The organism is Cytobacillus gottheilii (assembly GCF_001636345.1).
In the GTDB taxonomy this organism is placed as follows: domain Bacteria; phylum Bacillota; class Bacilli; order Bacillales; family Cytobacillaceae; genus Cytobacillus; species Cytobacillus gottheilii.
Map to the genome: position 1 here is coordinate 4,451,887 of NZ_KV440945.1, position 24,061 is coordinate 4,475,947.

Genomic DNA, 24,061 nt, shown 5'->3' on the forward strand with positions numbered 1-24,061 from the left:
GTAATCGATTACATTTACATGTAAGGCCAGCGCTCTATTATCAAATCTTTAATAACAGAGCGCTGATCTTAGCTGATGTCTATCCTAAAGTTGATTGGCGTATGACTAATTCATGGTCTAAAATCACATCTTCAACTTCTTGTCCCTTGATTTTTGCAATGAGCATTTCAGCCGCAATGGTTCCCATTTTATACATTGGCTGTGCAACTGTTGTTAAAGTTGGGTTGGTCATATTCGAAAAATCAATTTTATCAAACCCTGCTACCGCAATGTCATTTGGCACCAGCAATCCTTGGCTATTTATTTCTTTTAATGCCCCAATGGCAAGCAAATCCGATACTGTAAATACAGCGGTTGGTCGCTCTTTTAGATTCAAAAGCTTCCTCATTGCCTGCTGTCCGTGCTCAAACCCAAGCTGCTGTGTATGGATGATATACGAATCATTGAGTTCTAGTCCATGCTCCATGATTGCCCGTTTATAACCCATCATTCTTTGTCTGGCGTACAAGTACTTCTCATCTGAGTTAATGATCGCAACTGATTTATGCCCTAGTTGTATTAAATGCTTGACCGCTTGGTAAGAGGCCTTTTCGTTATCAATTGTCACATAAGGAATCCCGCTGTCTGGCGTGTACTCGCTGCATTGAATAATCGCATGCTTTTTTGCCAGAACTTTTAATGTTTCGGTATTAACAGCAGGGTCCATTGATATAATGCCGTCAGCCATTTTTGTTCTTACCAGGTCAAAATAAATATTTTCACGCTCAGGACTTGAATCGGTTTCACAGAGCAAAATATTATAATTCGAACTGATCGCGATATGCTCAATTCCTTTAATAACCTCCGAATAAAATGGGTTTGTGATCGCTGGAATTAAGATCAGCAGCATTCTGCTTTCAGAGTTTCTTAAGTTTCGGCCGAGCATGCTCGGTTCATAATTTAATTTTTCAATTGCCTGCTCAACTTTAAATCTAGTTTTAGCACTTACTGTTCTTTGTCCGTTTAATACTCTCGAGACGGTTGCAACAGATACACCTGCTAGCTTTGCAACCTGCTGGATATTCGCCATATTTTCTTGCCTACTTTCTGTATTGCTGAACTGCTAACGATGTAATCGATTTCAATTCGATGATATTACACACGGAATTATCTGTCAATACTGAAAATTAATTTCATAAAACAGTTGATTTATCATGTTTTTTTTAATAACTTAGTTTATGTAACGGATTACATTTCTTTATTTTCTGAAAATAATAATTGGAGGGGTCTATTTTGAAATTAGGTGTCTTTACAGTTTTATTCTCAAATAAATCATTTCATGACATGCTTCAATTTGTTTCTTCTAAAGGAATTGAAGCAATTGAACTCGGTACTGGCGGCTATCCGGGAGATTCCCATTGTTCAATTGATACATTGCTCAGTGATCGCAGTGCTCTTAATCAATTTAAAAAGGATATTAATAGTCATGGTTTAATAGTCAGTGCATTAAGCTGCCATTCGAACCACCTTCATCCGCAAAAGGCTATATCCGAACCAGCAGATATACTGCTGAACAAAACGATGGAGCTTGCAGCGGAGCTTGAAATTCCAGTAGTGAACACTTTCTCCGGCTGTCCGGGAGATCATGAAAATGCACTCTATCCGAACTGGCCAGTAGCACCGTGGCCTCATGATTTTCAAGAAGTCCTAAAGTGGCAATGGGAGGAGAAAATCATTCCATATTGGAGCAAGAAGAATGAACGAGCTGAAGAGCTCGGCGTGAAAATCGGCCTCGAGCTTCATGGCGGTTTCTCTGTTCACACACCTGCGACCATGCTGAAGCTGCGGGAACACTGCGGCACCGCAATTGGTGCTAACCTTGACCCCAGCCACATGTGGTGGCAAGGCATTGATCCTGTCGAGGCGATTAAGATTCTTGGCAGAGAAAATGCTATTTTCCACTTCCATGCAAAAGATACCATTATCGATCAGCAGAATATGAATAGAAATGGAATCACGGATATGACTGACTACAGCAAGATGCAAAACCGCGCATGGAATTTCCGGACTGTCGGGTATGGACATGACACCAAAACGTGGGCAGACATGATCAGCGCTCTTCGTTTGTATGGATATGACTATGTCGTCAGCATCGAGCACGAAGATGGGTTAATGTCAGTCGAAGAAGGCTTTTCTAAAGCAGCAGCAAGTTTGAAACCGCTTTTATTCAATGCGCCAGCAGGAGAGATGTGGTGGGCTTGATCGAAGGAGCGGACTGAAAACGCACGGAACACTATATTTGGGGCTCTCTTGGTCTGATTCGTCTAAATTACTGAGTTCGTTATTGGAAAAAGCGATCATTTGAATTAAAATTAACCCTTTTTCACAACTTTAGAGAGATTAGCAGAGCATTTGAGTATAAAAAGCGGTGGAAAACCGCTCTGGAAAGCCGATATCCGACAAAACAAACAAAATATCCGCCAAACTCAAAAAGGGAGCTCCTCTCCCTTTTTTGGCGCTGAAACTGGACACGATTCAAAAAAACTATTCAGCCCATCGTCCGCATCTCATCGACATTCTAAACTTCATGAATCCTGAGATTAATCGAGCTTTCTTCCCTTCGTCTGTACAATTGTTTAATTTTGACTCCACACATTGAATCAATACTTGATCGCATCTGCAGCTGTCTCCATATTTACTAAGACACTCATCGTGCTTCTTGCAGCACGAATCAACATAATTGATCGGCTCTCCCGGACCGCTGCAGCCTGGACCGCAATAGCGGTAGCCACCAGACAGGCAGAAGCCAGGACCTCTCGTCCGGCGCCTATTCTGTATTCTCATACTCTACTTCACTCCTTCCTATTATCCATACGCACCTCTACCAAAAAGGATTGGAGGAAAACCTATGAAAATAGCGGAATTTCTTAATCATCTCACTAGAAGAACCAAATACCTAGAGGATTCTCGAGTAAAAAATAGAATAGTATGTATTAAATAAAAGGAGGAGTTATGATGCTGTCTTTTTTTGAGTATAACTGGCAGGTTCGAGATGAATGGTTGCATTGGTGTGAGCAGCTTTCATCAGAAGTATTGCTGCAAAAGCGAGTCGGCGGGGTCGGCAGTATTCAATATACACTGTTTCATATTATCGATGTAGAGTATAGCTGGCTGCGTGCGATCCAAAGTCAGGACGATGTGATTTTTGACTTCGACTCCTATAAAAGTTTAGAACAGCTGAAAATTCTTTCTCAGCAAACATTATCTGAGAATAGTGTTTTTATGACTGCAATAGAGCCACATACATACAACCAAAAAGTTTATATTCCATGGGAAGATGAGTTTCATACGGTATCTGATATTCTGCATCATTTAGTGGCGCATGAAATTCACCATATTGGGCAGCTCTCAATTTGGGCAAGAGAACTGGACCTGGCTCCTATTTCTCCCGGCTACATTGGAAGGCAGTTTTCATCTTTAAGTAAAATATGAGACCTTACAAAAATATCATTCTGATTATCCTGGTATTAGCCTTTTTAGTATTTCCCACTAAGATCTACGCTCTTGACTGTGCAATACCTGATCCCTCGCAGGCCATACATGACTATGAAGCTGTATTTATCGGCAAAGTGATCAGCAGCAGTGACCTGACCAAAAATACTAAACTTGAAGTTGTGCAGTCATGGAAAGGTGTAGACAAGACGAAGGTTAAAATATATGAGGATAACGATTGGGGAAACACATATAAAGCAGGAGATAAAATACTGGTTTTCGCCAATAAGGAATTCGGTTTCTGGAAAGTGCCTCTTTGTGCACCTCTTCAGCAGAATGTTGATGAAACAGATAAAAAATGGCAAGTATATGGGGAACCATTACCACTGAAGCATTCTGCAGGACCGCTGCCTTTATATTTGGCTGTCATGACAGTTTTTTTCTATTTCTTGAATCATTATTTTAAGAAAAGAAAAAGGAGCGGAAATGATTAAAAGCCTCTTTCTCACTTACCGCTTTTTCCGCTCGGTTTCTGCTGTTCTGTTCATACTAAATGGCCAGCGTATGTCTCTGACCAATCCACTGCTTTGTTTCATGTATCAGCTGGCTGTATGCTGCCCCAGAAGAAAATGTATGGTTGGCTCCATTGATAATCCGCTTATCACAGATTCCCTGTTTACGCGTCCGAAATGCATAGTAATAATTGTAGCAATGATTAACGCTAATCTCCTCATCCGCTGTTCCATGTATAAGAAGAACATCTCCATTAAATTTAGATACTAGTTTTAATGGATGATATTTTTTAAGAGATTCTATAAAGTTTTCCCTTAAGGAATATCCTTGGTAATCAAATTCGCCGCTCTCCTTCAATACCCCCAGCCTTTCCTCTCCAACAATAGCAGTTATATCCTTAAAGGGATGACCAACAGCACTCCATAACACAAGTCTTTTAACTCTCTGATCCCGTGTAGCGGTCAAGAGGGCAACAGCACCTCCAAGACTATGGCCTATAAGCACTAACTGTTCACGGTCTATATGTTCAACCCCCAGTGAATGGCTGATGACAGATTGTGTCTGGCTAATCCAATCATCAATACAGCTTTGCCCGTAATCGCCCTCACTCTCGCCGCATCCTGCATAGTCAAAGCGAACAATTACACATTCCTCCAGTGATAATTCTTTAGAAGCTTTGACAAAGAGACGATTAATTCCAACCTTCGTTCCCACAAAACCGTGACAAATTACGATGACGGGATATTTTTTATTTTCTTTCCCATATGAATCTGGATAATGAATTGCCGCTGCCAGTTCTCGATCTTCCCATCGAATTGAAATATGTCTTATCATTTCTTCACCTCATCTAATGAAATTAATCTCATCGCATTAGTCAGATTTATACTGACAATTAATACTGATACGTAACACACAGCGTCCTAGGCTTTCCGGGCTGAATTCAATACTTAGCAGACACAAAAAAATCCCACCTTATGCTTTTGACAGCATAAGATGAGATTTAATTTACCGTTCTCCTTATCTGCCAAGCAAATACGCTTGTTGGAATTGGCACAGTGCTCAAAGCTTGAGTCTGCTGCCGAGGCTTCAAAGGGCCAAATCCCTCCACCTCTCTGGATAAGATTATGAAATTACATCTATTCTAATACAATTATTGTCAAATATCAATAGGGAATTGCAGCCCTTATAGCACAATTTAAATTGAACACATGGTGGGTGCCCCCAGCAGGAGGAACTCCAGTATTATGCTCTTTTGACTATAAATGATCCAATGGCAAGAATCATAAATAAAAACAGCAAATAGAGGCTGATTGCTCCTAGTTCTATTGTTTCATGTCCTAATCCCACTAGCACAATCACAACAGCCATGCTGCCAATCAAGACAAAATATAGCGCAGCGGCATAAAAATTCTTCATGTTATTCCATGTTCTTTCATCCACATCAGGTACATGATCTCTTTTTTTCATTTCACGAATTTTAGCGACCGCAGCCACAAGTCCAACACCTGCCACCGTTCCGCCTATACTGGCAGCAACGGCGCTCCATGACAAGTCTGGAATCATCCATTTGGCAATCAGAATACCAACACCCATACAGACAACAATAAAACCCCATGCTAAATACTGCAGATTCTTCATTTTGTATCCTCCTCCAATGTAAATAATTCTTCGATTGGCACATTGAAATATTTAATCATTTTAAGAGCAAGCTCAAGGCTAGGATTATATTTATGCTTTTCAACTGCATTGATCGTCTGCCTCGTAATTTGCAATGCCTCTGCCATCTCAACTTGGCTAATTCCTTTTGCGAGTCTGATTTCCTTAATTCGATTGGTAACCTTCAAATGATTCGCCGCCATCCATGTAAAGATATCTTTACACGGAGTATAACATGTTCCAAAAGAAAAAGTAAAGATATCTTTACACTTTATAAAATTATTTAACGATCTTTTTAAACAGATACTCTTTTCTTTTTTTAGATTTAACTCAGTAAAATAATTAAAAACAGAAAGTGTTGTAACAATATCTTAGCTGATATATGAACATTGTATATTTGCTTTGGAACAGCAATCCGAAGAATTATTTTGGAGATTTAAAACAAAGGTGCGAAAAAAAGAGGTTTTGGAGGAGATCCGGATGAATATTGTAAAACCAGATTCTGCAGCTTAAAATCTGCATGAAGGGACCGTATTAGTTGGCCCCCTTATCGTAATCATGATTCATAAAAACCTTTTCATATAAAAATAACTGCACAGATTGTACAAAAAGATAAATTGGAATGGAATACAGGGACCTGTAGCCGTTCTTAAAGTGAAAAATGCCTACTTTAATTGCCCATACTTCAACCAGAATAGCTAAAGCGGTCCAGCCTAGAATATAAGGAATAACCTTCCAGCCTTTTATATTAAAACGCCGATAAATATAAATAAAGATATAACCAAATGGGGCATACATTAAATAACTGAACATATCAAATGTCTGATAGATTGACTGATCGTTTACATCATATAGATCTAATGGAGGTACGGCTAATGTGTGATCAAACATCAGCCCAGTTGTGACACCAAATAATAAACTGAAAACCGCTGATGCCTTCGATAATATTTTAGGAAGAACAATAACAATAATTCCTCCTATTATAATCATCCCCAGGATAACCATTTCATTGGCATTAAAACCTTGCTCATATAGGGTGTTTTTCACTTGTCTTCATTCCTTTTGTAATTTTGCGAGACATATATGCGATCAAAACTGTAAGAAGCAACATGACAACATCCATAAGAAGCTCATGTATAAATGACCAATGTTTATACGTGAATATGGACAGTGAACTGAGGAGCACTCTCAAGATAGCTATAATCCCCAAAGTACCCACTGCAGCAAGGAATCGGATCCATTTATGATGGAAAGCAAACCAAATGTTCACTAAGATAAGCAGTAAAAAGGAAAAAATGATATCCCGGTACACAATAAATGAGATAAAGCGTATGGTATCAGAGCTAATTTCAATACACTGATAATGAAAGGCGAGAAAAGATATTTTATTAATATCTACAACAGCGATCATTAAATAGTTAAGTATATTGGCTGCAACAGACATTTTATAAGGCAAAAATGTGAAAATGGCCACTGTTAACCAGGCAATTACACACATAATCAGAAGCTCCAAGACGATCTCCTCCTTTCCTGTTAGTATGAACGTTCAACCCTTTATTATGAGAATGAAACTTAAAAAATCATGTACAAAAAGACCTAAGGGATACTCCCCAGGTCTTTTTGCGACGGCAATCTTTAAATTGCCTTATTCCAATTAAACCTTCCCCTATTCCTACTACTTACCAGCGATGGGCTTTGGCATTACTGCGCAAAATAATGTTCGTTTGCGACATTTCCGTATGCCCATTCACCTGCGATTTAGAACGTTTCGGTCTTGTCCAGTTATGATGAAACTGTGCAGAGTGCTCGTCTAATCGATTGCGGTAACTCATGGTAAAATCACCTCGTAGTTAGGATGTAGTTCCGGATATTCAAGTGGAATATCTATTTTAGCATGTGCAAAATAATAAATTTTATGTTCCCTTTTACGAACTGCCTCTCAAAGTCAAAGAACAGAAAACATCAGAAAAGCCGGAATTCTAATTTAGAGAACCGGCTTTTCTAAATATGTTATCCCTGCTGCTGTTCTTTCGTTGGTCCCATAACCCCAGGTACAGGCAGCCCTGCTTGGCGAAGAAGGACTGTCATTTGTCCGCGGTGATGTGTTTGATGCAGGATCAGTTTACTAAGAATAGATCCCTTCGCTGTCGGACCTCCAAAATCAATTGTTTCAGTAAGCTGTTCGTCCGCCAGTGTCGATTCTGCTGCAGACTTTAATTCCTCTGCTATTTTTCTATAGGCAACCTGAATATCAGCAGCAGTCATTTCTTCTTCTTTTTTTTCTGTTGGAGGTGCAAGGTTCACACCAACTAAGCTTGCGAAGAATACTGGGCTTGTTGCCAGGTGCCAGCCTAACCATCTAAGGGTACTGTGTCCCTCAGTAATTGCTTGTTCCAATTTTTCATCTGTTAATGCATCCATAACGGCTATAGTACTAACAGCTTCAGCATTCCACTCATTTAAGAAATCATTTACTTGACGGTACATTTCATTCATCTCCCTTTCATTTTTCCTGCTTTTCATTCTAACACAGGATAGAAGTCACTTAAAAAGAATGAATTTACTTCGTGAATATTTATCAAGCACATGCAAAAAATACAAATACATATGAAAACAAGGGTGAGAATATGTTCAACAAAGGAAAACGAACCTTCACTGAAGATTCATTAAAAGCTTTAACCAAGAATCAGGATGATATCCAATTTACGGAGATAACAGTCCTTTCCAGGAAAGCATTTTTTATTTTTGTAAATGGGGTTATTGATTACACAGAATATTGGAAGCTGGCTCAAGATCTTACCAGTTCATCTTCAGATAAAATCCATTCTTATGATGACTTAATGCATTTTTTCCAGCCATTTTTATTCAATGTAGCACATACAGAAAAAGAGCTGATGACAGAGTTGTTTGATGGGAAAATTGCACTTGTTTTGGAAGGAAAACAGGAAGCACTTCTTCTTAATCTTCCGAGTTCTAAAACAAGAAGTTTTGCTGAACCTACGACAGAACGTGTAGTTAGAGGCCCTAAAATTTCACTGATTGAAAGCTTGAGCGATAATATCGCTCTCATTAGACAGAGTACAAAAGATCAAAGCACTGTTGTCAGGAAAATAAAAACAGGATCGGAAGAAAAAAAGGAAATTGCTGTGATCTATAACAAAAATTTAGCGAAGCAGCACCTTGTTGATGAAGTCCTTTCTCGTATTGAAAAAGTAAAAAAAGAGGACATATTAGACTCAGGTGTTCTAGAAGAACTAATTGAGGATACGCATTATACACCCTTTCCACAAATACAAAATACCGAGCGGCTTGATAAAGTGCTTGCATCTCTAAAGGAAGGCCGTGTGGGAATAATAGTCGACGGCTCTCCTTTCGCTTTAATTGCTCCGACAAAGGTAGATATGCTTCTTCAATCTCCAGATGATTATTATGAACGGTGGATTGCCGGATCATTTTTAAGGTTATTACGTTATATCTCAGTGTTTATTACCGTCTTTCTTTCAGCAATATATATATCGCTTGTATCCTTTAATTCTGGAATGATTCCAACTGAGCTCGCCATGACAATCGCCGGAACGAGACAAAATGTGCCCTTCCCTCCTTTTATTGAGGCAATCATTATGGAATTAACGATAGAGTTATTACGAGAAGCAAGAGTAAGACTTCCAACTCCTGTTGGGCAAACCATTGGCCTTGTTGGCGGCGTTATTATCGGTCAGGCTGCCGTTCAGGCAAATCTGGTCAGTTCGATCATGGTTATTATTGTATCCATCACCACGATCACCTCTTTCACGGTCCCTCAATATAGCTTTGGTCTTGGCTTTAGGGCATTGCGATTTGGTGCAATGGGAATTGCTGCGATATTGGGTTTATATGGCACAACCTTATTTTTTATCATTTTCATCACTCATTTAGCGAAATTAACAAGCTTTAATGAGCCTTATCTAGATTTAAGACAATTATTTAATAAGAAAAAACAGCGGGATTTTCTAATAAGACTTCCTAAAAAAGCAGGCAATAACTAGGAGATAAAAATATGGAAGCTAAACCAACCCTAATAAATTTAGAAATTACTTCAATCCTCTCTTGTGCAATGCTAGGCGTAGGAATGCTCACCCTTCCTCGAGGCTTAACAGAGCAGGCAACAACTACAGATGGATGGATTATACTAATCCTCAATGGTATTTGTGCAGCTCTTCTATTAATTCTCCTTGTTTATATGCTAAAAAAACATAGGGTGACAGATTATTTTTCTTATATTGAAGAGGCTTATGGAAAGTGGGCGGGAAAAGCTATTTGCCTCGCCTTAGCCGTTTATTTTCTTTCTATTGCAAGTTTTGAAGTCCGGGCAATGAGTGAAATGGTCCGCTTTTATATGCTTGAAAATACTCCTATGGAAGTAACTATCTTAGCACTAATTTTAGCGGCTGTTCACTTTAATTATCGGAGGCATTAAACCAATTGCTAAAGTTTGTATTCTGTTTCTACCTATTACCATTGTGGTTGTCCTTTTTATTTATAGTATGAGCTTTAAAGTTGTCGATCTTATGAATATCAAACCTATATTGGGATATGGTTTGCAGCCTATTCTAAAAGGGTTTAGTGCCGGACAGCTATCTTTTTTTGGAATTGAATTAGTTTTATTTTTATACGGAATGACAGATAAAAAGCTAAATATCAATAAAGGCGTCTTATTAGGCTGTTTCATACCAGTTGGCATGTATGTGCTGACATATATTTTAGTTGTAAGCACACTTACAATTGATGAGGTAACGTCGGTCACATGGCCAACCATTTCATTTATCCAATCATTTGAAGTTCAAGGTATCTTCGTCGAAAGATTAGAGCTCTTTCTATTAGTTACCTGGATTCTGCAGTTCTTCACCACTCATATGCTTTATTTCTATTTTGCAGCCAAAAGCATGACACATGTGTTTCATAACAGGTTCTCTACTAACTTAATCATACTCGTTCCATTGATATTTCTTTTAGCTAATTACGCCAAAGATCTTGGTGATGTTTTTATATTCAGTGACCTGCTCGGCTTTGCATTTCCGGTAGTCCTTATCATTCTTCCTTTTGCAACATTTTTCGTTTACGGTTTAGAAAGGAGGATGAGAACATGAAACTGGTCGTGCATCTTATCGGGCTATTTGTCGCTATCTCCCTTTTAAGCGGGTGCTGGGACAGTGAAGAAATAGAAGATCTGTCGTTATTAGTAGGAGTGGGCATTGATCTTGGAGAGGATGATCAGCTATCTCTGACACATCAGATTCTCTTGCCAGCTTCCGGACAGTCTGCAGAAACTCCAGCCCCTTCCTATGAAAACGCCACCGTGCTCGCTCGAACCGTTCATGATGCCATAAGAGAAGTAGCGATGTCTAAAAATGTTCTATTTGCAAATCAGCAGCGATTGATCATTATTAATGAGAATGTATTAAAAAGTCTCCCATTAGACGCTGTAATCAATCAATTTATAAAAGATAATGATACAAGAAGAAGCTGTATCATTATGGTTTCAAAAGATCCTGCAGAACAAATTTTAAGTACAGGAGAAGATGGAAGTGTTCCTTCTAATGATCTATATTCTTTAAGCGAGAATATTTCAGCGACAAGTAAGATTCTGCCATCGATAACATTGGGTCAGACCTCTGCAAGCCTACAGGCAGCTGGTAGCTTTGCCATTCAATCCGTTTCTATTAAAGAAAAGATGCTTAAGTTAGATGGAGCAGGTGTCATAAATAATCATTCTGAATTAGCAGGAATGTTAACTGCAGATGAAGTTTCCTATATGAACTGGCTTGAGGGAAATATTGAAGGTGGAATTATCGTTGGAGAACACAAAGGGAAACGTTTTAGTGTTGAGGTCATTGATCAAACAAATAAAGAAATTAAAACTACTGTTAATGATTCACAAGTAACAATCGACATTTCAACCGAGTATAATACCCGTCTCTCTGAAGACTGGTATTCAAATGAAGATTCTTTTAGCTCCTCTTATTTGAAAGAAATAGAAAAAGCCGCTAGTAGAACGGCAGGTCGGGATTATTCTCGACAAATTGCAAAATGACTTAAAGTCAGATGCGCCAGGTTTCTTTTACTATATTCGATCTCAGCATCCTAAATTTTATAAACAAAACAAAAATAATATGGATGAAATTTTCAGCAAAGCAAATGTTCAATTTAAAGTTGATCTAAAAATTATTGATTTTGGGGCAAAAGGAGCTACAAAATAAAGGGAACCCTCAGGTGAAGCTGAGGGTTCAGTTAATATTCGTTTAAAATCATGTCTCAAATCCTGAGAACTGAACCTTATCACTGAAGCTGAACTAAATTTTATAACCAGTGAATCCTCAGCTTATTTTAAAATAGCGGCGGAGGAGAAAAGCAACCCACATGCACTGAGCATCTTGGCGCACGATTTCTACTAGTCCGTTAATCAGCAGGATATCTAATGTTTGTTTATTTATTTGTTCTTTTAACTCATGCAGTGCATCTTTTACAAATCCTTCTTGTACCTCAGCAATTAGATCATTTATATGTTTGACTAAGGTTTCTTGTGTTGGAGGACCTTCTGCCGGCAGATCGAGCAAGTTAACGAGCTCTTTTGTAACAAAAGGGACTGTGGAATGCTTTGCAAGCAAATTTGTCTTTTCAACAAGTGAGCTGGCCAGTAACTTCAAATCAAGCGGAAGCTTTGAAAAGATAAAAAGCTCCGAGTACATTTTCATAAATCCTTTTACACAATAAAGCAAATCAAACTTTGTAGCCGCAATTGAATCACCATAAATTTGATCAATCATTTTCAGGATGGCACGATTGATTTGTTTATCATAAAAATGAAGCTTCATAATCAGTTCCATATTTAACGTATGTGTTTGTTCCTTCATAAAAACAGTGGCAAGATTAGAGTGTTCTTCAAAGTTTTTTAATATCGTAAGGTAAAACTGATATAACAGCTCATCCTTTTGATATCCCCCACCACTGACCAGATAGTCAATATTGGAAACGATTTCACTCATAAAATGATCAATTAAAGCAAAGATTAGCTCATCCTTTGATTTAAAGGATAAATAAAACGCACCTTTTGATATACCGCTCTTTTCAGTAATCTGTTGTACTGAAGTAGCATCGAATCCCTGTTCCGCAAACAATTCTAGTGCCTTTTCCATTATTAACTGTTTCTTTACCATATCTTAATACTCTCCTAAATGAAATCAATTGACAAATGACCGATTAGTCATTAGTATATGTAATTAATTGAACAAAGTCAATAAAGGGGCAGGTGTAATTGTGAAAGGTTTAGTAAATTTTGTCCTGAAAAACAAGCTCGCTGTATGGTTATTAACGATCATTATTACGGCATCGGGTATTTATTCAGGTACACAAATGAAAACAGAAACGATTCCGAACATTAACATTCCATATTTAATGGTCATGGGAATCTATCCGGGAGCAACTCCGGAGAAGGTAATGGAAGACGTTTCAATACCTATTGAAAGTGCCATTGAAGGACTTGAAGATGTAAAAGCTGTTTTCTCTAATTCCAGTTCCAATGTAGCAAGTATTCAGGTTGAATACGAATATGGCATTGATATGGATGAAAAGAAAAGAGAACTTGAGTCAGCTTTAGATACTGTCACACTGCCTGAAGATGTTCAGGAACCTACTGTAACATCTATCGGGATGAATATGATGCCTGTAGTTGCTTTATCTATCAGCAGCAGCTCAGAAGATATTGTAGAATTAACATCGACTGTAGAAGACACGATCTTACCAGAGATTGAAAAAATTGACGGTGTTGCTTCTGCAACAATCTCCGGTCAGCATATTGAGGAAGCTATTTTCACCTTCAATGAAGAAAGAATGGCTGAGCTCGGCTTAACAGAAGATGATGTCAAACAAATGATTCAAGCCAGTGATATGGCTATGTCTCTTGGGCTTTATGAGTTTGAAGATGGTGAACAGGCAGTCGCTGTTGACGGCAAAGTTACATCAGTTGAAGAGTTAAGAGAGCTTCTTATTCCAATAACTCCTTCAGAAGAAAATCAGGTTCCATTTGTCGCATTGGGCGATATTGCCTCAATTGAAACAATTGGACGCGAACAATCTGTCTCCCGGACAAATGGGGAAAATGCCATTGCCATTCAGATTGTAAAAGGACAGCAGGATAACACGGTTGATGTTGTAAATGCTGTTAAAGAGTTTGCAACCGATCAAGAAGAAGCCATTGATGGACTGATGATTGATATTTCATTAGACCAAGGAGCTCCGATTGAGGACTCTGTTCATACAATGATTGAAAAAGCCTTATTTGGCGGTTTAATCGCTGTATTGATCATCCTTCTATTCTTGCGTGACATTAAGTCAACGATTATCTCAATTGTATCTATTCCAGTTTCAATCTTTATGGCATTCCTATTGCTGCACTGGCTGGATATTACATTAAATATTATGACACTTGGTGCCATTACCGTAGCAATCGGGCGGGTTATTGATGACTCCATCGTTGTTGTGGAAAATATTTATCGCCGTATGCATTTAAAAGAAGAAAAGCTTACTGGGCGTGCGCTTATTAGAGAAGCAACAATTGAAATGTTTAAACCAATTTTATCGTCCACTCTAGTTACCGTAGCTGTTTTTGCTCCGTTGATTTTTGTTGGCGGCATGGTTGGAGAATTGTTCATGCCTTTCGCATTAACAATGACGTTTGCTTTAGGTGCATCCTTAATTGTAGCAATTACAATCGTTCCAGCTCTTTCTCACTTCTTATTTAAAAAGAAGCTGTACAGTCCGAAAACAGAAAGCAGCCATAAAGAAGTTGGCAAGCTTGCAATGTGGTATAGAGGCGTTCTTGAAAAAACATTGAATCACAAAATCATTACATCTGTGATCGCTGTTATCCTTCTTGCTGGAAGCTTGGCCCTTACGCCGCTTATTGGATTTAGCTTTTTAGGCAGCGAAGAAGAAAAAGTAATGTATTTAACCTATACACCTGAAACGGGTGAAACAACAGAAGATACATTGGACAACGTAACCGTTGTTGAGGAAGAAATGCTGCAGCGAGAAGATATCGACATTGTCCAGTTATCCATTCAAGACGAGGCTTCGTCTGACCCTTCTGCAGCCATGATGGGCGGCGGTGCCGGCGGTGCTTTAATGTACCTGATCTTTGATCCAGAAATGGATAACTTCCCAGAAGTACGTGAAGACATTGAAGAATATGTCTTTAATATAGGCCAATCCGGTGAGTGGAAAAGCCAAGACTTCTCATCTATGGGAATGTCAACAAATGAGGTTAGCTACACATTCTATAGCGAAGATTTAGATAACCTGAACGAATCCGTTAAAATGGTTGAAGACGTGCTTAACGATACGGAAGGACTTGAAGATGTATCATCAAGTGCGGAAGACGCGTATGTAGAGTATACCTTTAATGTAGACCAGGAAGACGTTCTGCAATATGGATTAACAACTGGTCAGATTGTAATGGCATTAAGCAATACAGAAACAAAAGAAGTTTTAACAACGGTTGAGAAGGACGGAGAAACACTCGATGTCATCATTCAGCAGGATCAGCAGGCTGAACCTAAGTCAATTGATGAACTTCTTGAAACAGAAATCGCAACACCAATGGGCATGTCAATGCCACTTTCAGAGCTTGTGACTGTTGAAGAGGGCACAACACTTAATACACTGGCACGTAGCGAAGGTCAGTACTATGCTTCTGTATCAGCAACCATTATTGGTGATGATATATCGACAGCAACAGCTGACGCAGATGCAGCAATCGATGACTTAGACTTCCCTGACGGTGTTACAACTGGAGTTGCCGGTGTAGCTGCAGATATGAATGAAACCTTTACACAGCTTGGAATTGCGATGCTCGCTGCGATTGCGATTGTATACTTCATCCTAGTCGTAACGTTCGGCGAAGGTGCAGCACCATTTGCAATCCTATTCTCACTTCCATTTGCAGTGATTGGATCATTCGTTGGACTTCTAATAGCTGGAGAAACAATCTCCGTATCTGTAATGATGGGTCTCCTAATGCTCATAGGAATTGTTGTTACCAATGCAATCGTATTGGTCGACAGAATCATTCATATGGAACGCGAAGGCATGAATATGCGTGAAGCGATCCTTGAAGCAGGAGCTACTCGTCTTCGTCCAATCTTGATGACTGCTATTGCGACTATTGGTGCTTTAATTCCATTGCTCTTTGGTAATGGCGGCGGCGGTCTGATTTCAAAAGGACTTGGTATTACCGTTATCGGCGGATTAACTAGCTCAACAATCTTAACGTTAATCATCGTGCCAATCGTTTATGAAATCTTATCGAAAATGCTTAAGAAAAATCGTAAAGAAGTAAAAGATAACTAAGGATACGCTTGAAGCTGTCCAAATGCAAAAGCCAGAGAACCTGATTCTCTGGCTTTTTTTCTACCTGAATCTTCAACAGGAGTTTTTTAACATTCATCTGATTGATTTACAGAAGCATACTAAAGTATGGCCACTCTCATTAAATAACAAAGTATGTATCGTGTGCCTTTTTTCTAAACCGAAAAGTTATGGAAGGGTGAATTTTAAATGACTAAGAAAAATCAGCAGTCTTTAGAACTTGCAGGCAGAACATATCGTCCGGATGATTACAAAAAAGAGGATCAGCTCTCCTCAGGTCTTGCTCATACACACGAACAATTCTCTGATACGTATACAGAAGGCACGATTGATGGAAAAATCGAAAATGTAAACGGCAAAGATATTCCATTAAGCAGAGATGGGTACGATAAGTAAAGGGAGGTTTTACCTTGGTTAATACGGATCGCGGCAAAGTGGCAAAGCTCTCACATGAGCACAAGTCAACATATCCAAGTCATAAGCATTTGAAGCATACTGAAGGCTCAGATTATAAAAAACAGCAGGATTATGATATCCCGCCGGTTATGTTAGAGGATTGAGCTAAAGGCAAGAAGAACATAAGGCCGTCCATTAGTATTACCTAATTGGACGGCCTTTCAATTTCTTTTTAGACCTTTAATTTAACACTATAATATCTCATCGCCTTCAAACTCCCTTTTACCTCAAAGACATCTTTTTCAATTAGCTTGCGGAGGCGATATTCTATAAAGGAGTCCCCTATATGCTGCTCACATTCTCCTAGAACCTGGCCAATGAGACGAGCTGATTTTCTAAATTCTCTATCCATGTTTAACTCTTTAGCAGTCTCAATGATGGTTTGATCAAAATAAGATTCATTCTTTGACTCAACTATTCCATTCTGTTCTATTCTTAGAGCATTCTTTGTTTCCGCTAAGGAGAGCCACTCATTTTCGAACATTTCCCTCTCCTGTTGGCTCAGTTTCTCACTATCACTCTTCTCGTACATAATTTGGAGTTTCTCTGGTGGAATTTCTCCAGTATGCAGCACCTGATATTCAACATCCTTCCTTTTGAATAGCGTTTCATGTAAGGCAGCTGTATTGACCACTTGAATTTGATGTTCTCGCTCCTTTAATAGAAAAAGAACAAAACGAAGTGCCGTTTGCTCATGTGCACTGTTAGAACACCAAATGGTAATGTGCTGATTCTCGCTGATTGAAGTGATTTCATGGAGACTCTTTTCAAACTCGCTTATTCTCCAGTCTTCTTCATCATAAGGAAAAGCGGTTAACATCCAATTCGCGCGTTTTTCCTGCCCGTCTTCTGTTTGTAAGTGATAGATCGGTCCTACGGAGAGCATATCCCCAAACACGATAATTTTCTCCTTATGCTCAAGCTTCATCGTCTTAAGAGCCTCTCGAAGACTTCCTGCTGGGGAAGCTCCAAACATAATATGAATCCGTTCATATTCCTCAATCCGTTTTTCCTTCTGCTTCTCCTCAATAGCCCTCTCAAGTCCGTTGTACATCTTTTCAATTTCCATCGCCAGTTCTGAATCCGTATTCCCCATTTGCTTCCATTGATTTGTTTTCGCAAACAAGAGAAGTAACATAGACTTTGCATCACTTTCACTTAAACTGCTAATGGTTTTCTTCATAGCTTCCAATTGCATGTGTCTCTACCTCATTCCTCACAGAGATCTTTATTTTATTGTAAAGGAGCTGTAGAACTTTTCCAATTTCTTTTCATTTTATTCTGGCATTTAATACTCTTCTTGAAATATGATGTTCAATAAGAATATGTAATGAAAGGACAGGTCTTATTATGGAAATCAAAAAAGACGATTTAACAAGTATTGAGATTAAACAGCTGCTAGAGGATCATTTACAAAGCATGACACTTCACTCTCCTCCTGAGAGTATTCATGCACTTGATCTAGATGGGCTGCGACAGCCTGAAGTTACTTTTTGGAGTGTGTGGGAGGATGAGGAGCTGCTTGGGTGTGGTGCAATAAAAGAGTTAACACCTGATCATGGTGAAGTGAAGTCGATGAAAACTTCTTCTGACCATATTAGGAAAGGTGTGGGCCGACTGATGCTGGACTATATTGTTGCTGAGGCTAGAAACCGCGGTTATAAACAATTAAGTTTAGAAACAGGCTCTATGGATGCCTTTCTGCCTGCCCGCCTCATGTATGAAAAAGCTGGATTTTACTATTGTGAACCTTTTGGGGATTATACAGTAGATCCTAATAGTGTTTTTATGACATTAAAGCTGTAAAAATGTCTGATGCAGTGCGGTTACATTTAGTTTTACATAATCATTTAAATATGATCTTTAAAGAGGAGCCCTTGTTGGTTCCTCTCTTTTTTTACGAAAACTTAACAAAAGCTGTTTTACAGACTACATATAGAATCAGCACTTTGGAAAACTTAAGAAAAAGAGATGGAACGGTTTATCAGCCTTTCTAAAGGAGAACGATTATGCGCTTTTTTAAAGATAGAAAAAACGTAACAGACCCGAAACGTCCGTTAGAAGGAAAGATAAGCTCTAGCCTTCAGGTAAATATCTTTAACATAAAACAAGTGTTTACATTAACTCCAAACTTAATATTCAGAGATATAAAATTGCTTGACCGCCAGATTGATGGCACGCTTGTTTATTTGCAAGATTTAGCTGATGTTAAGAAAATTGAGAAGCATATTATCCCTCCTCTTTGCACAGGAGAATTTGATCAGCCTCCACACACCTCTATTGCCGATTTTAAAAAGACTTCTGCTCTTCAAGAAACGATTAATGGCCTATTAAAAGGCAATACAATCCTTTTCCTTCAAGAACATAATGAGGCATATATCTATAATACCGTCGGAGGTCCCAGCCGAACGATTGAAGATTCAATTTTTGAAACAACATTAAAAGGTTCTCATCTTGGTTTTGGCGAAACAACAGACCAAAACATAGCTTTGCTGCAGCAATTTATTCCTTCTCCGAAATTAAAAGCAGCAGAAGTCAAGATGGAGGGTGATTTAAATAGACATGTGTATCTAGTTTATCTTGAAGGAACTGCGAAGGAAGAACAACTGACTGAGCTGACTAAACGGATTAAAAGGACTAATGGAGATCAATTTATTAATATTGGACAACTAGCAGAATGCATTGAGGATAATCACTGGTCACCATTTCCCCAATTCAGATTAACCGAAAGGCCAGACCAGGCGGCAATTGATTTATTTAAAGGAAAAATATGTGTAGTTTTAGATCGGTCTCCAAGCGCATTAATTGCTCCAGGTTCTATTATGTCATTTTTCCAGAGTGTTGATGATTATACAACAAGATGGATGCTGGCTTCATTTGTACGCATCTTAAGGTTTGTTGCCGTACTGATCTCTATTTTTCTGCCCGCCCTTTATATATCCATTGTATCTTTTAACTACGAAATCATCCCGATCCGCTTATTAATCACTATTGGAGAGTCTCGCGCAGAAATTCCTTTTGATCCATTAATCGAAGCGCTGCTTATGGAGATAACTCTTGAAATGCTAAGAGAAGCAGGCATTAGGCTGCCTGCACCTGTTGGGCAAACGGTTGGCATCGTGGGAGGAATTGTCATTGGCCAAGCAGCCGTGGAGGCAGGAATTGTGAGTAACTTTATGGTCATCATTGTTTCATTAACAGCCATATCCTCTTTTATTATTCCTAATTACGATATGTCCCTTGGCATTAGGTTAATGCGATTTCCTATGATGATTATTGCCTCACTCTTCGGGATCGTTGGAATTGCTGTAGGTTTTATGACCCTGATCGGCCATATTGTTAAACTCGAATCCATTGGCTCACCCTATGGTACGCTGTTAAATCCGATTCATTCTTCTGATTTTAAGGATAGTCTCTTCCGTTTCCCTCTTTGGAAAGCCGGAAAATCAAAGCAATCATCAAAGGACTAAGTGTTTATATAAAGGATGGATTGACATGAATGAAAAACTCACCACATCACAGTATATCTTCCTAATTCATGGTGCCCAAATGGGTGTGGGAATTTTGTCGCTTCCTCGTGAGCTGGGTGAAATCGCTGGCTCAGACGGCTGGATCGCCATTCTAATTGGGTGGGTTTTAGCTTCTCTTACAAGCATCTTAATTATTAAAGCGTTAGAACGTTATCCAGGAAAAACGGCTGAGGAAATATTCAAGTTATATTTCGGCAATATACTTGGTAAACTCGTCATTATCTACTTTGCCAGCTACTTGGTTTTCTTTTCTTATACATTAATGCTGTCCATGGTCATGCTTTTAAAAAGCTGGATTTTGCCTGGCACAAGTGTAACAACACTGCTCTCTCTGCTGGTTATTCCAACATTTATAGTTTCAAGAGGAAAAGTCAAAGTACTCGGACGCTATGCGGAGAGCACCTTTCTTTTGACATTTTGGATATTATTTTTGCTATATATTCCTGTTGATAAAAATGATTGGCTCTATTTTCTTCCTTTTTTTAAAGACGGGTTTACGCCCATAATTGAGAGCTCAAAAACAACTGTTTTTTCGTTCTTAGGTTTTGAAATTATCTTTTTTATTTATCCATATCTCGGCAATAAAAAGAATGCGCTAAAAGGAGCAATTGCTGCCAATACTATCACCATGGTGATTTATGTCAGTGCAGCGATTGCCTGTTACCTTTTTTATGGACCAGACACCATTGGAAATTATTTCGAACCGGTACTTAATCAATTGAGCAATATCCGTTTCCGTTATGTTGAACGAATCGATGTCATTCTCCTGCCTGTTTATATGTTTGTTGTTTCTACGACATGGATTCCGTATGTTTACTTTACTGCAACAAGTCTGAGTCATATCGTTAAAATCAAGCGCTGTGAAAACATCATTCTTCCGATCTTAATTTCATTTATTATCGTTACCTTCATAATGAATCAGGACTGGGAATTACTAAATAAAATGAAAAATGGCGTGACATTTATGGGAGCGATTATCTACGTATTTGCGTTTTTACTATATGGATTATCTTTGTTTCATTCTCAAAAAGAAAAAGGTGAACAGCTTGAAAACTAAAAGATATCTTCTATTTTCATTTTGTATTAGTGCACTTTTATTATCAGGCTGCAATGATAAAACGAATATTGAAGATATTACAATGACATTAATGCTTGGAATTGATTTGAATGAAGATAACGAGATGATCATTTATAGCTCCAATCCTGTTTTCGATAAAGAAGTTAGCGATAAGAATGAAGAGTATAGCGTCAAGGCTTCCTCATTAAGAGAAGGCAGAGGCGAATTAGATAGTTTATTATCCGGCACGATCAGCAAAGGAAAAATGCAAGTCTTGCTGATCGGTAAAAAAGTCATTCAGCATGAAGATTGGTTCGAGCTTTTAGACAGCTTATACCGAGACTCCTTTTCATCTATTAATTGCAAGGTGATTATTGTAGAAGAAAGTGTCGCCGATGTAATCTATAGCAGTCCCAGTGATAAAATCAGACTTCCATTACATATATCAAAGCTTGTAGAAACAGGTGATAAACGCCATATTACACGAGAAACAACCTTGCATAATCTCCAATCTGACTACTACTCTAAAACCAAAACAGGCTCTGTTCCTAGAATTACATTTAACGATACGATCAATTTAAGCGGCTTTACTTTATTAGATCACAATGGTATATATGCTGCAGATATTAATCAATATGAAGGAGAGCTGCTGCAGCTGCTGAGCAACACCAAACTTGAACAGCTATTTTTAACGACAAAATTTAGCACAGATGACACAAATCCCTTTCAAACAAAGCTTTTAAGCTATAATGTTGGAGATTTAAAGCGAAAGGTGAAAGTCACATATGAAAACGGGCAATTTGTCTTTAAGACAGACTATTCACTAGCCATTTATATTAAAGAAGCATTGAACGAAAATCCTTATAAAGATCGCGAAAAAATGGAAAAAGAGCTAAAAGAAAAATTAACAGCTGATTTCAACAAACTCGTAAAGAGCTTTCAAGATAACGGAATAGATCCAGTAGGATTTGGAGAATATGCGCGGGCCTTTCAATATAAGCATTGGAAAAAGGTAAGTGACAATTGGGGAGATGCTTTTGGAAAATCAAATATAACCATTGATGTTAGTGTACGGATTAAAGATGAAGGATTAAATATGAGGTAATAGACTCCCATCTGAAAGGATAAAGGGGCCGCGATTGGCCCCTTTTTTTCATCTTGCCGACTCATTGCACTATAGCGATCCAGCTGAACCGTCCAACTGGTTTGCCGCCGTCTCTTTTCTTGTGCTTTTCCGTCCAATCCAGAAATGGTATAAAAGAATGCCTGCCATTAAGAGGATCGTCATTAAAATATACATTCCGCGGAAGCCAATATACGGTGTTATGAATCCTAAAATAAATGGACCAATGCCAATTCCTACATCGACAAATATATAAAAAGTAGATGTTGCCAGCGCAATACGGTGTGATGGCGTTACCTTTATCGCCAAAGCCTGGGCACTTGCTTGAATGGTTCCATATCCAAGACCGATCAATACGGCTGATAGCAGCAACATAGTTCCGCTATGCACTTGACTGAGAAGCAGCATGCCTAAAATATAAAACAGGATTGCGGGATAGATGACGAAATTATGCCCTTTTTGATCAAACCACTTGCCTGTAAAAGGACGGGTACAAATAACGGTTACAGCATACAGAATGAAAAAGAAGCTGGCCGCACTAACTAAATCAATCTCCTCCGCATAAAAAGTAAGATAAGAAAGAATGCTTGAATAGCCAAAAGCCATTACGAAACTAATGGCCGAAATAGGAATAGCTTTAACTTCAAGAAAATTAGATAACTTAAATTGTGACAGTTCTTTTTTCTGATCTGATGACAATGAAAGTTCCGGCACTTTTACAAATAGAGCTGATATCAGTGTGATAAAGGCAAACACTCCACAAATGATAAAATTAATAAATGCAGTAGCATGTTCAGTAATCATCATGCCGATAAACGGACCAATGGCTGTTGCAATAATAATACTGACTCCATAATAGCCAATACCCTCGCCATGCCGTGATTTAGGGATTAAGCTTGCTGAAATCGTTCCTGTTGCGGTTGATGCAAAAGCAAAGGCAATGCCATGAAGCATCCTAACAAGGAGCAGTCCGGTTAAGCCTGTTATGAAAAAGTACAGTGCTGTCATAACTAAAAACGCAACTAAGCCTATGAACAGCAGTTTTTTCCGGCCGATCCTTTCAATTACACTTCCTCCAAATAATCGTCCAATCAAAGCGCCTAATACAAAAATACTGGAAGCAAATCCTGCCATTCCTGTAGAAGCGCCGTATTCCTCTTTTGCATACACTGGGATGATGACCATTAATAAATAAAAACATAAGAACAGCAAAAAATTAACGCCAAAAACAATTAAGAAATTCTTTGTCCATAACTTTTCTTTCGTGCTTTCCACACCTTACACTCCCCTTTTAATAATCATGCTGCGAATTTGATCCATTACTTCAATAACCTCAGCTTGCTGCTCTGGGGAAATGCCTGTCATAATATCCTGTTCATATTCATCTATGTTCTTTCGAAGGATAGCTGTTATTTCCTTTCCTCTCGGTGATAGTTGAATTCTCTTTTCCCTATTATCCCTGCCTTTTATTTGCTCAACATACTGTAATTTAATTAGTGAGTTCACCGTTCTCGTAATCGTTGGCTTTTCTACATATAAATGCTTTGAAAGCTCCACAAGTGTAACAGATTCATACATCTCTAAATAATACATAATCGACCATTGTGAGTAATGCAGATCATATTCGTTTAAAAGACGATTCAAGTCACTTATAAACGGTCGATACAGCAAAAAATATTGGTGAAAGAACTTTCTGTAAGACTCCATTCCAAATCACTCCTCTCAGATAGTTACCATGAGTAACTATTAGGTTAAAAAATAACCTCCATTAACATTTAGTTACCCTAAGTAACCATCATCCTATTATAAACGATTCCTGCGGTAATCACAAACTCCCTTCATTTTTTCCCTTTT

26 protein-coding genes, 1 pseudogene and 1 riboswitch are annotated in these 24,061 nt (G+C 38.5%); of the genes and pseudogenes, 14 read left to right on the plus strand and 13 right to left on the minus strand.

All coding sequences use genetic code 11. From position 1 onward, the window contains the following. Positions 1-79 precede the first annotated feature (79 nt). Entirely contained in the window at positions 80-1,069 is a 990-nt protein-coding gene (locus tag A6754_RS21560) for a LacI family DNA-binding transcriptional regulator (protein WP_066450864.1), read from the minus strand. Positions 1,070-1,272: 203 nt separating this feature from the next. Between A6754_RS21560 and A6754_RS21565 the strand changes: the two genes are divergently transcribed. Continuing rightward, positions 1,273-2,241 carry a sugar phosphate isomerase/epimerase family protein gene (locus A6754_RS21565; protein ID WP_066450866.1) on the plus strand — a complete coding sequence of 323 codons (969 nt, stop codon included), beginning with the start codon at positions 1,273-1,275 and terminating at the stop codon, positions 2,239-2,241. Between the two features lie 282 nt (positions 2,242-2,523). On the opposite strand, the gene A6754_RS22580 is transcribed toward A6754_RS21565, so the two are convergent. Further along, the gene (locus A6754_RS22580) at positions 2,524-2,823 is read right to left on the minus strand and encodes a Parvovirus coat protein VP1-like protein (protein WP_082851779.1); all 300 of its coding nucleotides are present in this window, start codon (positions 2,821-2,823) and stop codon (positions 2,524-2,526) included. A gap of 171 nt (positions 2,824-2,994) precedes the next feature. Between A6754_RS22580 and A6754_RS21570 the strand changes: the two genes are divergently transcribed. Further along, on the plus strand, positions 2,995-3,471 hold the full coding sequence (locus A6754_RS21570; protein ID WP_066450868.1) for a DinB family protein: 477 nt from the start codon (positions 2,995-2,997) through the stop codon (positions 3,469-3,471). Continuing rightward, a complete protein-coding gene (locus tag A6754_RS21575; RefSeq protein WP_066450870.1) occupies positions 3,468-3,965 on the plus strand; it encodes a hypothetical protein in 498 nt (165 codons plus the stop codon). The genes A6754_RS21570 and A6754_RS21575 overlap by 4 nt, the downstream gene beginning before the upstream one ends. A 55-nt stretch (positions 3,966-4,020) precedes the next feature. Here the strand turns inward: A6754_RS21575 and A6754_RS21580 are convergent, their stop codons facing one another. The 7 genes from A6754_RS21580 to A6754_RS21605 all read right to left on the minus strand — a co-directional run bounded on the left by A6754_RS21580 (position 4,021) and on the right by A6754_RS21605 (position 8,127). Beyond that, positions 4,021-4,818 (minus strand): alpha/beta hydrolase family protein, encoded by a 798-nt coding sequence (locus A6754_RS21580; protein WP_066450872.1) that lies wholly within the window; start codon positions 4,816-4,818, stop codon positions 4,021-4,023. Between the two features lie 180 nt (positions 4,819-4,998). Next, positions 4,999-5,107: riboswitch (SAM riboswitch) on the minus strand. Positions 5,108-5,226: 119 nt separating this feature from the next. After that, positions 5,227-5,622, minus strand: a complete 396-nt coding sequence (locus tag A6754_RS21585) for a hypothetical protein (RefSeq protein WP_066450875.1) — start codon at positions 5,620-5,622, stop codon at positions 5,227-5,229. After that, a complete protein-coding gene (locus A6754_RS21590; RefSeq protein WP_066450877.1) occupies positions 5,619-5,828 on the minus strand; it encodes a helix-turn-helix transcriptional regulator in 210 nt (69 codons plus the stop codon). The genes A6754_RS21585 and A6754_RS21590 overlap by 4 nt, the downstream gene beginning before the upstream one ends. A 346-nt stretch (positions 5,829-6,174) precedes the next feature. Further along, a complete protein-coding gene (locus tag A6754_RS21595) occupies positions 6,175-6,687 on the minus strand; it encodes a hypothetical protein (protein ID WP_066450879.1) in 513 nt (170 codons plus the stop codon). Next, positions 6,668-7,153 (minus strand): hypothetical protein, encoded by a 486-nt coding sequence (locus A6754_RS21600; protein ID WP_066450881.1) that lies wholly within the window; start codon positions 7,151-7,153, stop codon positions 6,668-6,670. Before A6754_RS21600 ends, A6754_RS21595 begins: the two co-directional genes overlap by 20 nt. A gap of 166 nt (positions 7,154-7,319) precedes the next feature. Continuing rightward, positions 7,320-7,472 carry a YpzG family protein gene (locus tag A6754_RS22585; RefSeq protein ID WP_080848865.1) on the minus strand — a complete coding sequence of 51 codons (153 nt, stop codon included), beginning with the start codon at positions 7,470-7,472 and terminating at the stop codon, positions 7,320-7,322. A gap of 178 nt (positions 7,473-7,650) precedes the next feature. After that, entirely contained in the window at positions 7,651-8,127 is a 477-nt protein-coding gene (locus A6754_RS21605; RefSeq protein WP_066450883.1) for a DinB family protein, read from the minus strand. Positions 8,128-8,207: 80 nt separating this feature from the next. Here A6754_RS21605 and A6754_RS21610 point away from each other — a divergent pair, with 80 nt between their 5' ends. From A6754_RS21610 to A6754_RS21620, 4 genes and pseudogenes are all read left to right on the plus strand, one after another. Then, complete coding sequence (locus A6754_RS21610) at positions 8,208-9,665, plus strand: spore germination protein (RefSeq protein WP_066450885.1); 1,458 nt, start codon at positions 8,208-8,210, stop codon at positions 9,663-9,665. A gap of 11 nt (positions 9,666-9,676) precedes the next feature. Beyond that, complete coding sequence (locus A6754_RS22590; protein ID WP_082851780.1) at positions 9,677-10,096, plus strand: GerAB/ArcD/ProY family transporter; 420 nt, start codon at positions 9,677-9,679, stop codon at positions 10,094-10,096. Positions 10,097-10,136: 40 nt separating this feature from the next. Beyond that, a complete protein-coding gene (locus A6754_RS22595) occupies positions 10,137-10,766 on the plus strand; it encodes a GerAB/ArcD/ProY family transporter (RefSeq protein WP_257299263.1) in 630 nt (209 codons plus the stop codon). Continuing rightward, positions 10,763-11,876: pseudogene (locus tag A6754_RS21620) on the plus strand (Ger(x)C family spore germination protein). Before A6754_RS22595 ends, A6754_RS21620 begins: the two are co-directional and overlap by 4 nt. 117 nt (positions 11,877-11,993) lie before the next feature. Here A6754_RS21620 and A6754_RS21625 read toward each other — a convergent pair. Continuing rightward, positions 11,994-12,833: a TetR/AcrR family transcriptional regulator gene (locus tag A6754_RS21625; RefSeq protein WP_066450894.1), complete on the minus strand. Its 840-nt coding sequence runs from the start codon at positions 12,831-12,833 to the stop codon at positions 11,994-11,996. Between the two features lie 100 nt (positions 12,834-12,933). Between A6754_RS21625 and A6754_RS21630 the strand changes: the two genes are divergently transcribed. The 3 genes from A6754_RS21630 to A6754_RS22875 all read left to right on the plus strand — a co-directional run bounded on the left by A6754_RS21630 (position 12,934) and on the right by A6754_RS22875 (position 16,601). After that, positions 12,934-16,023 (plus strand): efflux RND transporter permease subunit, encoded by a 3,090-nt coding sequence (locus A6754_RS21630; RefSeq protein WP_066450899.1) that lies wholly within the window; start codon positions 12,934-12,936, stop codon positions 16,021-16,023. Positions 16,024-16,230: 207 nt separating this feature from the next. Next, the gene (locus A6754_RS21635; RefSeq protein ID WP_066450903.1) at positions 16,231-16,437 is read left to right on the plus strand and encodes a YozQ family protein; all 207 of its coding nucleotides are present in this window, start codon (positions 16,231-16,233) and stop codon (positions 16,435-16,437) included. A gap of 14 nt (positions 16,438-16,451) precedes the next feature. Further along, positions 16,452-16,601, plus strand: coding sequence for a hypothetical protein (locus A6754_RS22875; RefSeq protein ID WP_156495837.1), 150 nt, complete (start codon positions 16,452-16,454; stop codon positions 16,599-16,601). A gap of 68 nt (positions 16,602-16,669) precedes the next feature. Here the strand turns inward: A6754_RS22875 and A6754_RS21640 are convergent, their stop codons facing one another. After that, positions 16,670-17,695 (minus strand): DUF1835 domain-containing protein, encoded by a 1,026-nt coding sequence (locus tag A6754_RS21640; protein WP_082851783.1) that lies wholly within the window; start codon positions 17,693-17,695, stop codon positions 16,670-16,672. Positions 17,696-17,847: 152 nt separating this feature from the next. Here A6754_RS21640 and A6754_RS21645 point away from each other — a divergent pair, with 152 nt between their 5' ends. The 4 genes from A6754_RS21645 to A6754_RS21660 all read left to right on the plus strand — a co-directional run bounded on the left by A6754_RS21645 (position 17,848) and on the right by A6754_RS21660 (position 22,189). Beyond that, positions 17,848-18,303, plus strand: coding sequence for a GNAT family N-acetyltransferase (locus A6754_RS21645; RefSeq protein ID WP_066450907.1), 456 nt, complete (start codon positions 17,848-17,850; stop codon positions 18,301-18,303). A gap of 203 nt (positions 18,304-18,506) precedes the next feature. Then, positions 18,507-19,967: a spore germination protein gene (locus A6754_RS21650; RefSeq protein ID WP_066450909.1), complete on the plus strand. Its 1,461-nt coding sequence runs from the start codon at positions 18,507-18,509 to the stop codon at positions 19,965-19,967. Positions 19,968-19,992: 25 nt separating this feature from the next. After that, on the plus strand, positions 19,993-21,084 hold the full coding sequence (locus A6754_RS21655; RefSeq protein WP_066450911.1) for a GerAB/ArcD/ProY family transporter: 1,092 nt from the start codon (positions 19,993-19,995) through the stop codon (positions 21,082-21,084). Further along, positions 21,074-22,189, plus strand: coding sequence for a Ger(x)C family spore germination protein (locus tag A6754_RS21660; protein ID WP_066450912.1), 1,116 nt, complete (start codon positions 21,074-21,076; stop codon positions 22,187-22,189). Before A6754_RS21655 ends, A6754_RS21660 begins: the two co-directional genes overlap by 11 nt. A gap of 69 nt (positions 22,190-22,258) precedes the next feature. Here A6754_RS21660 and A6754_RS21665 read toward each other — a convergent pair whose 3' ends face one another. Both A6754_RS21665 and A6754_RS21670 read right to left on the minus strand, forming a co-directional pair. Next, positions 22,259-23,482, minus strand: a complete 1,224-nt coding sequence (locus A6754_RS21665; protein WP_066450913.1) for an MFS transporter — start codon at positions 23,480-23,482, stop codon at positions 22,259-22,261. A gap of 3 nt (positions 23,483-23,485) precedes the next feature. Next, on the minus strand, positions 23,486-23,914 hold the full coding sequence (locus A6754_RS21670) for a MarR family winged helix-turn-helix transcriptional regulator (RefSeq protein WP_066450915.1): 429 nt from the start codon (positions 23,912-23,914) through the stop codon (positions 23,486-23,488). Between the last annotated feature and the right edge of the window lie 147 nt (positions 23,915-24,061).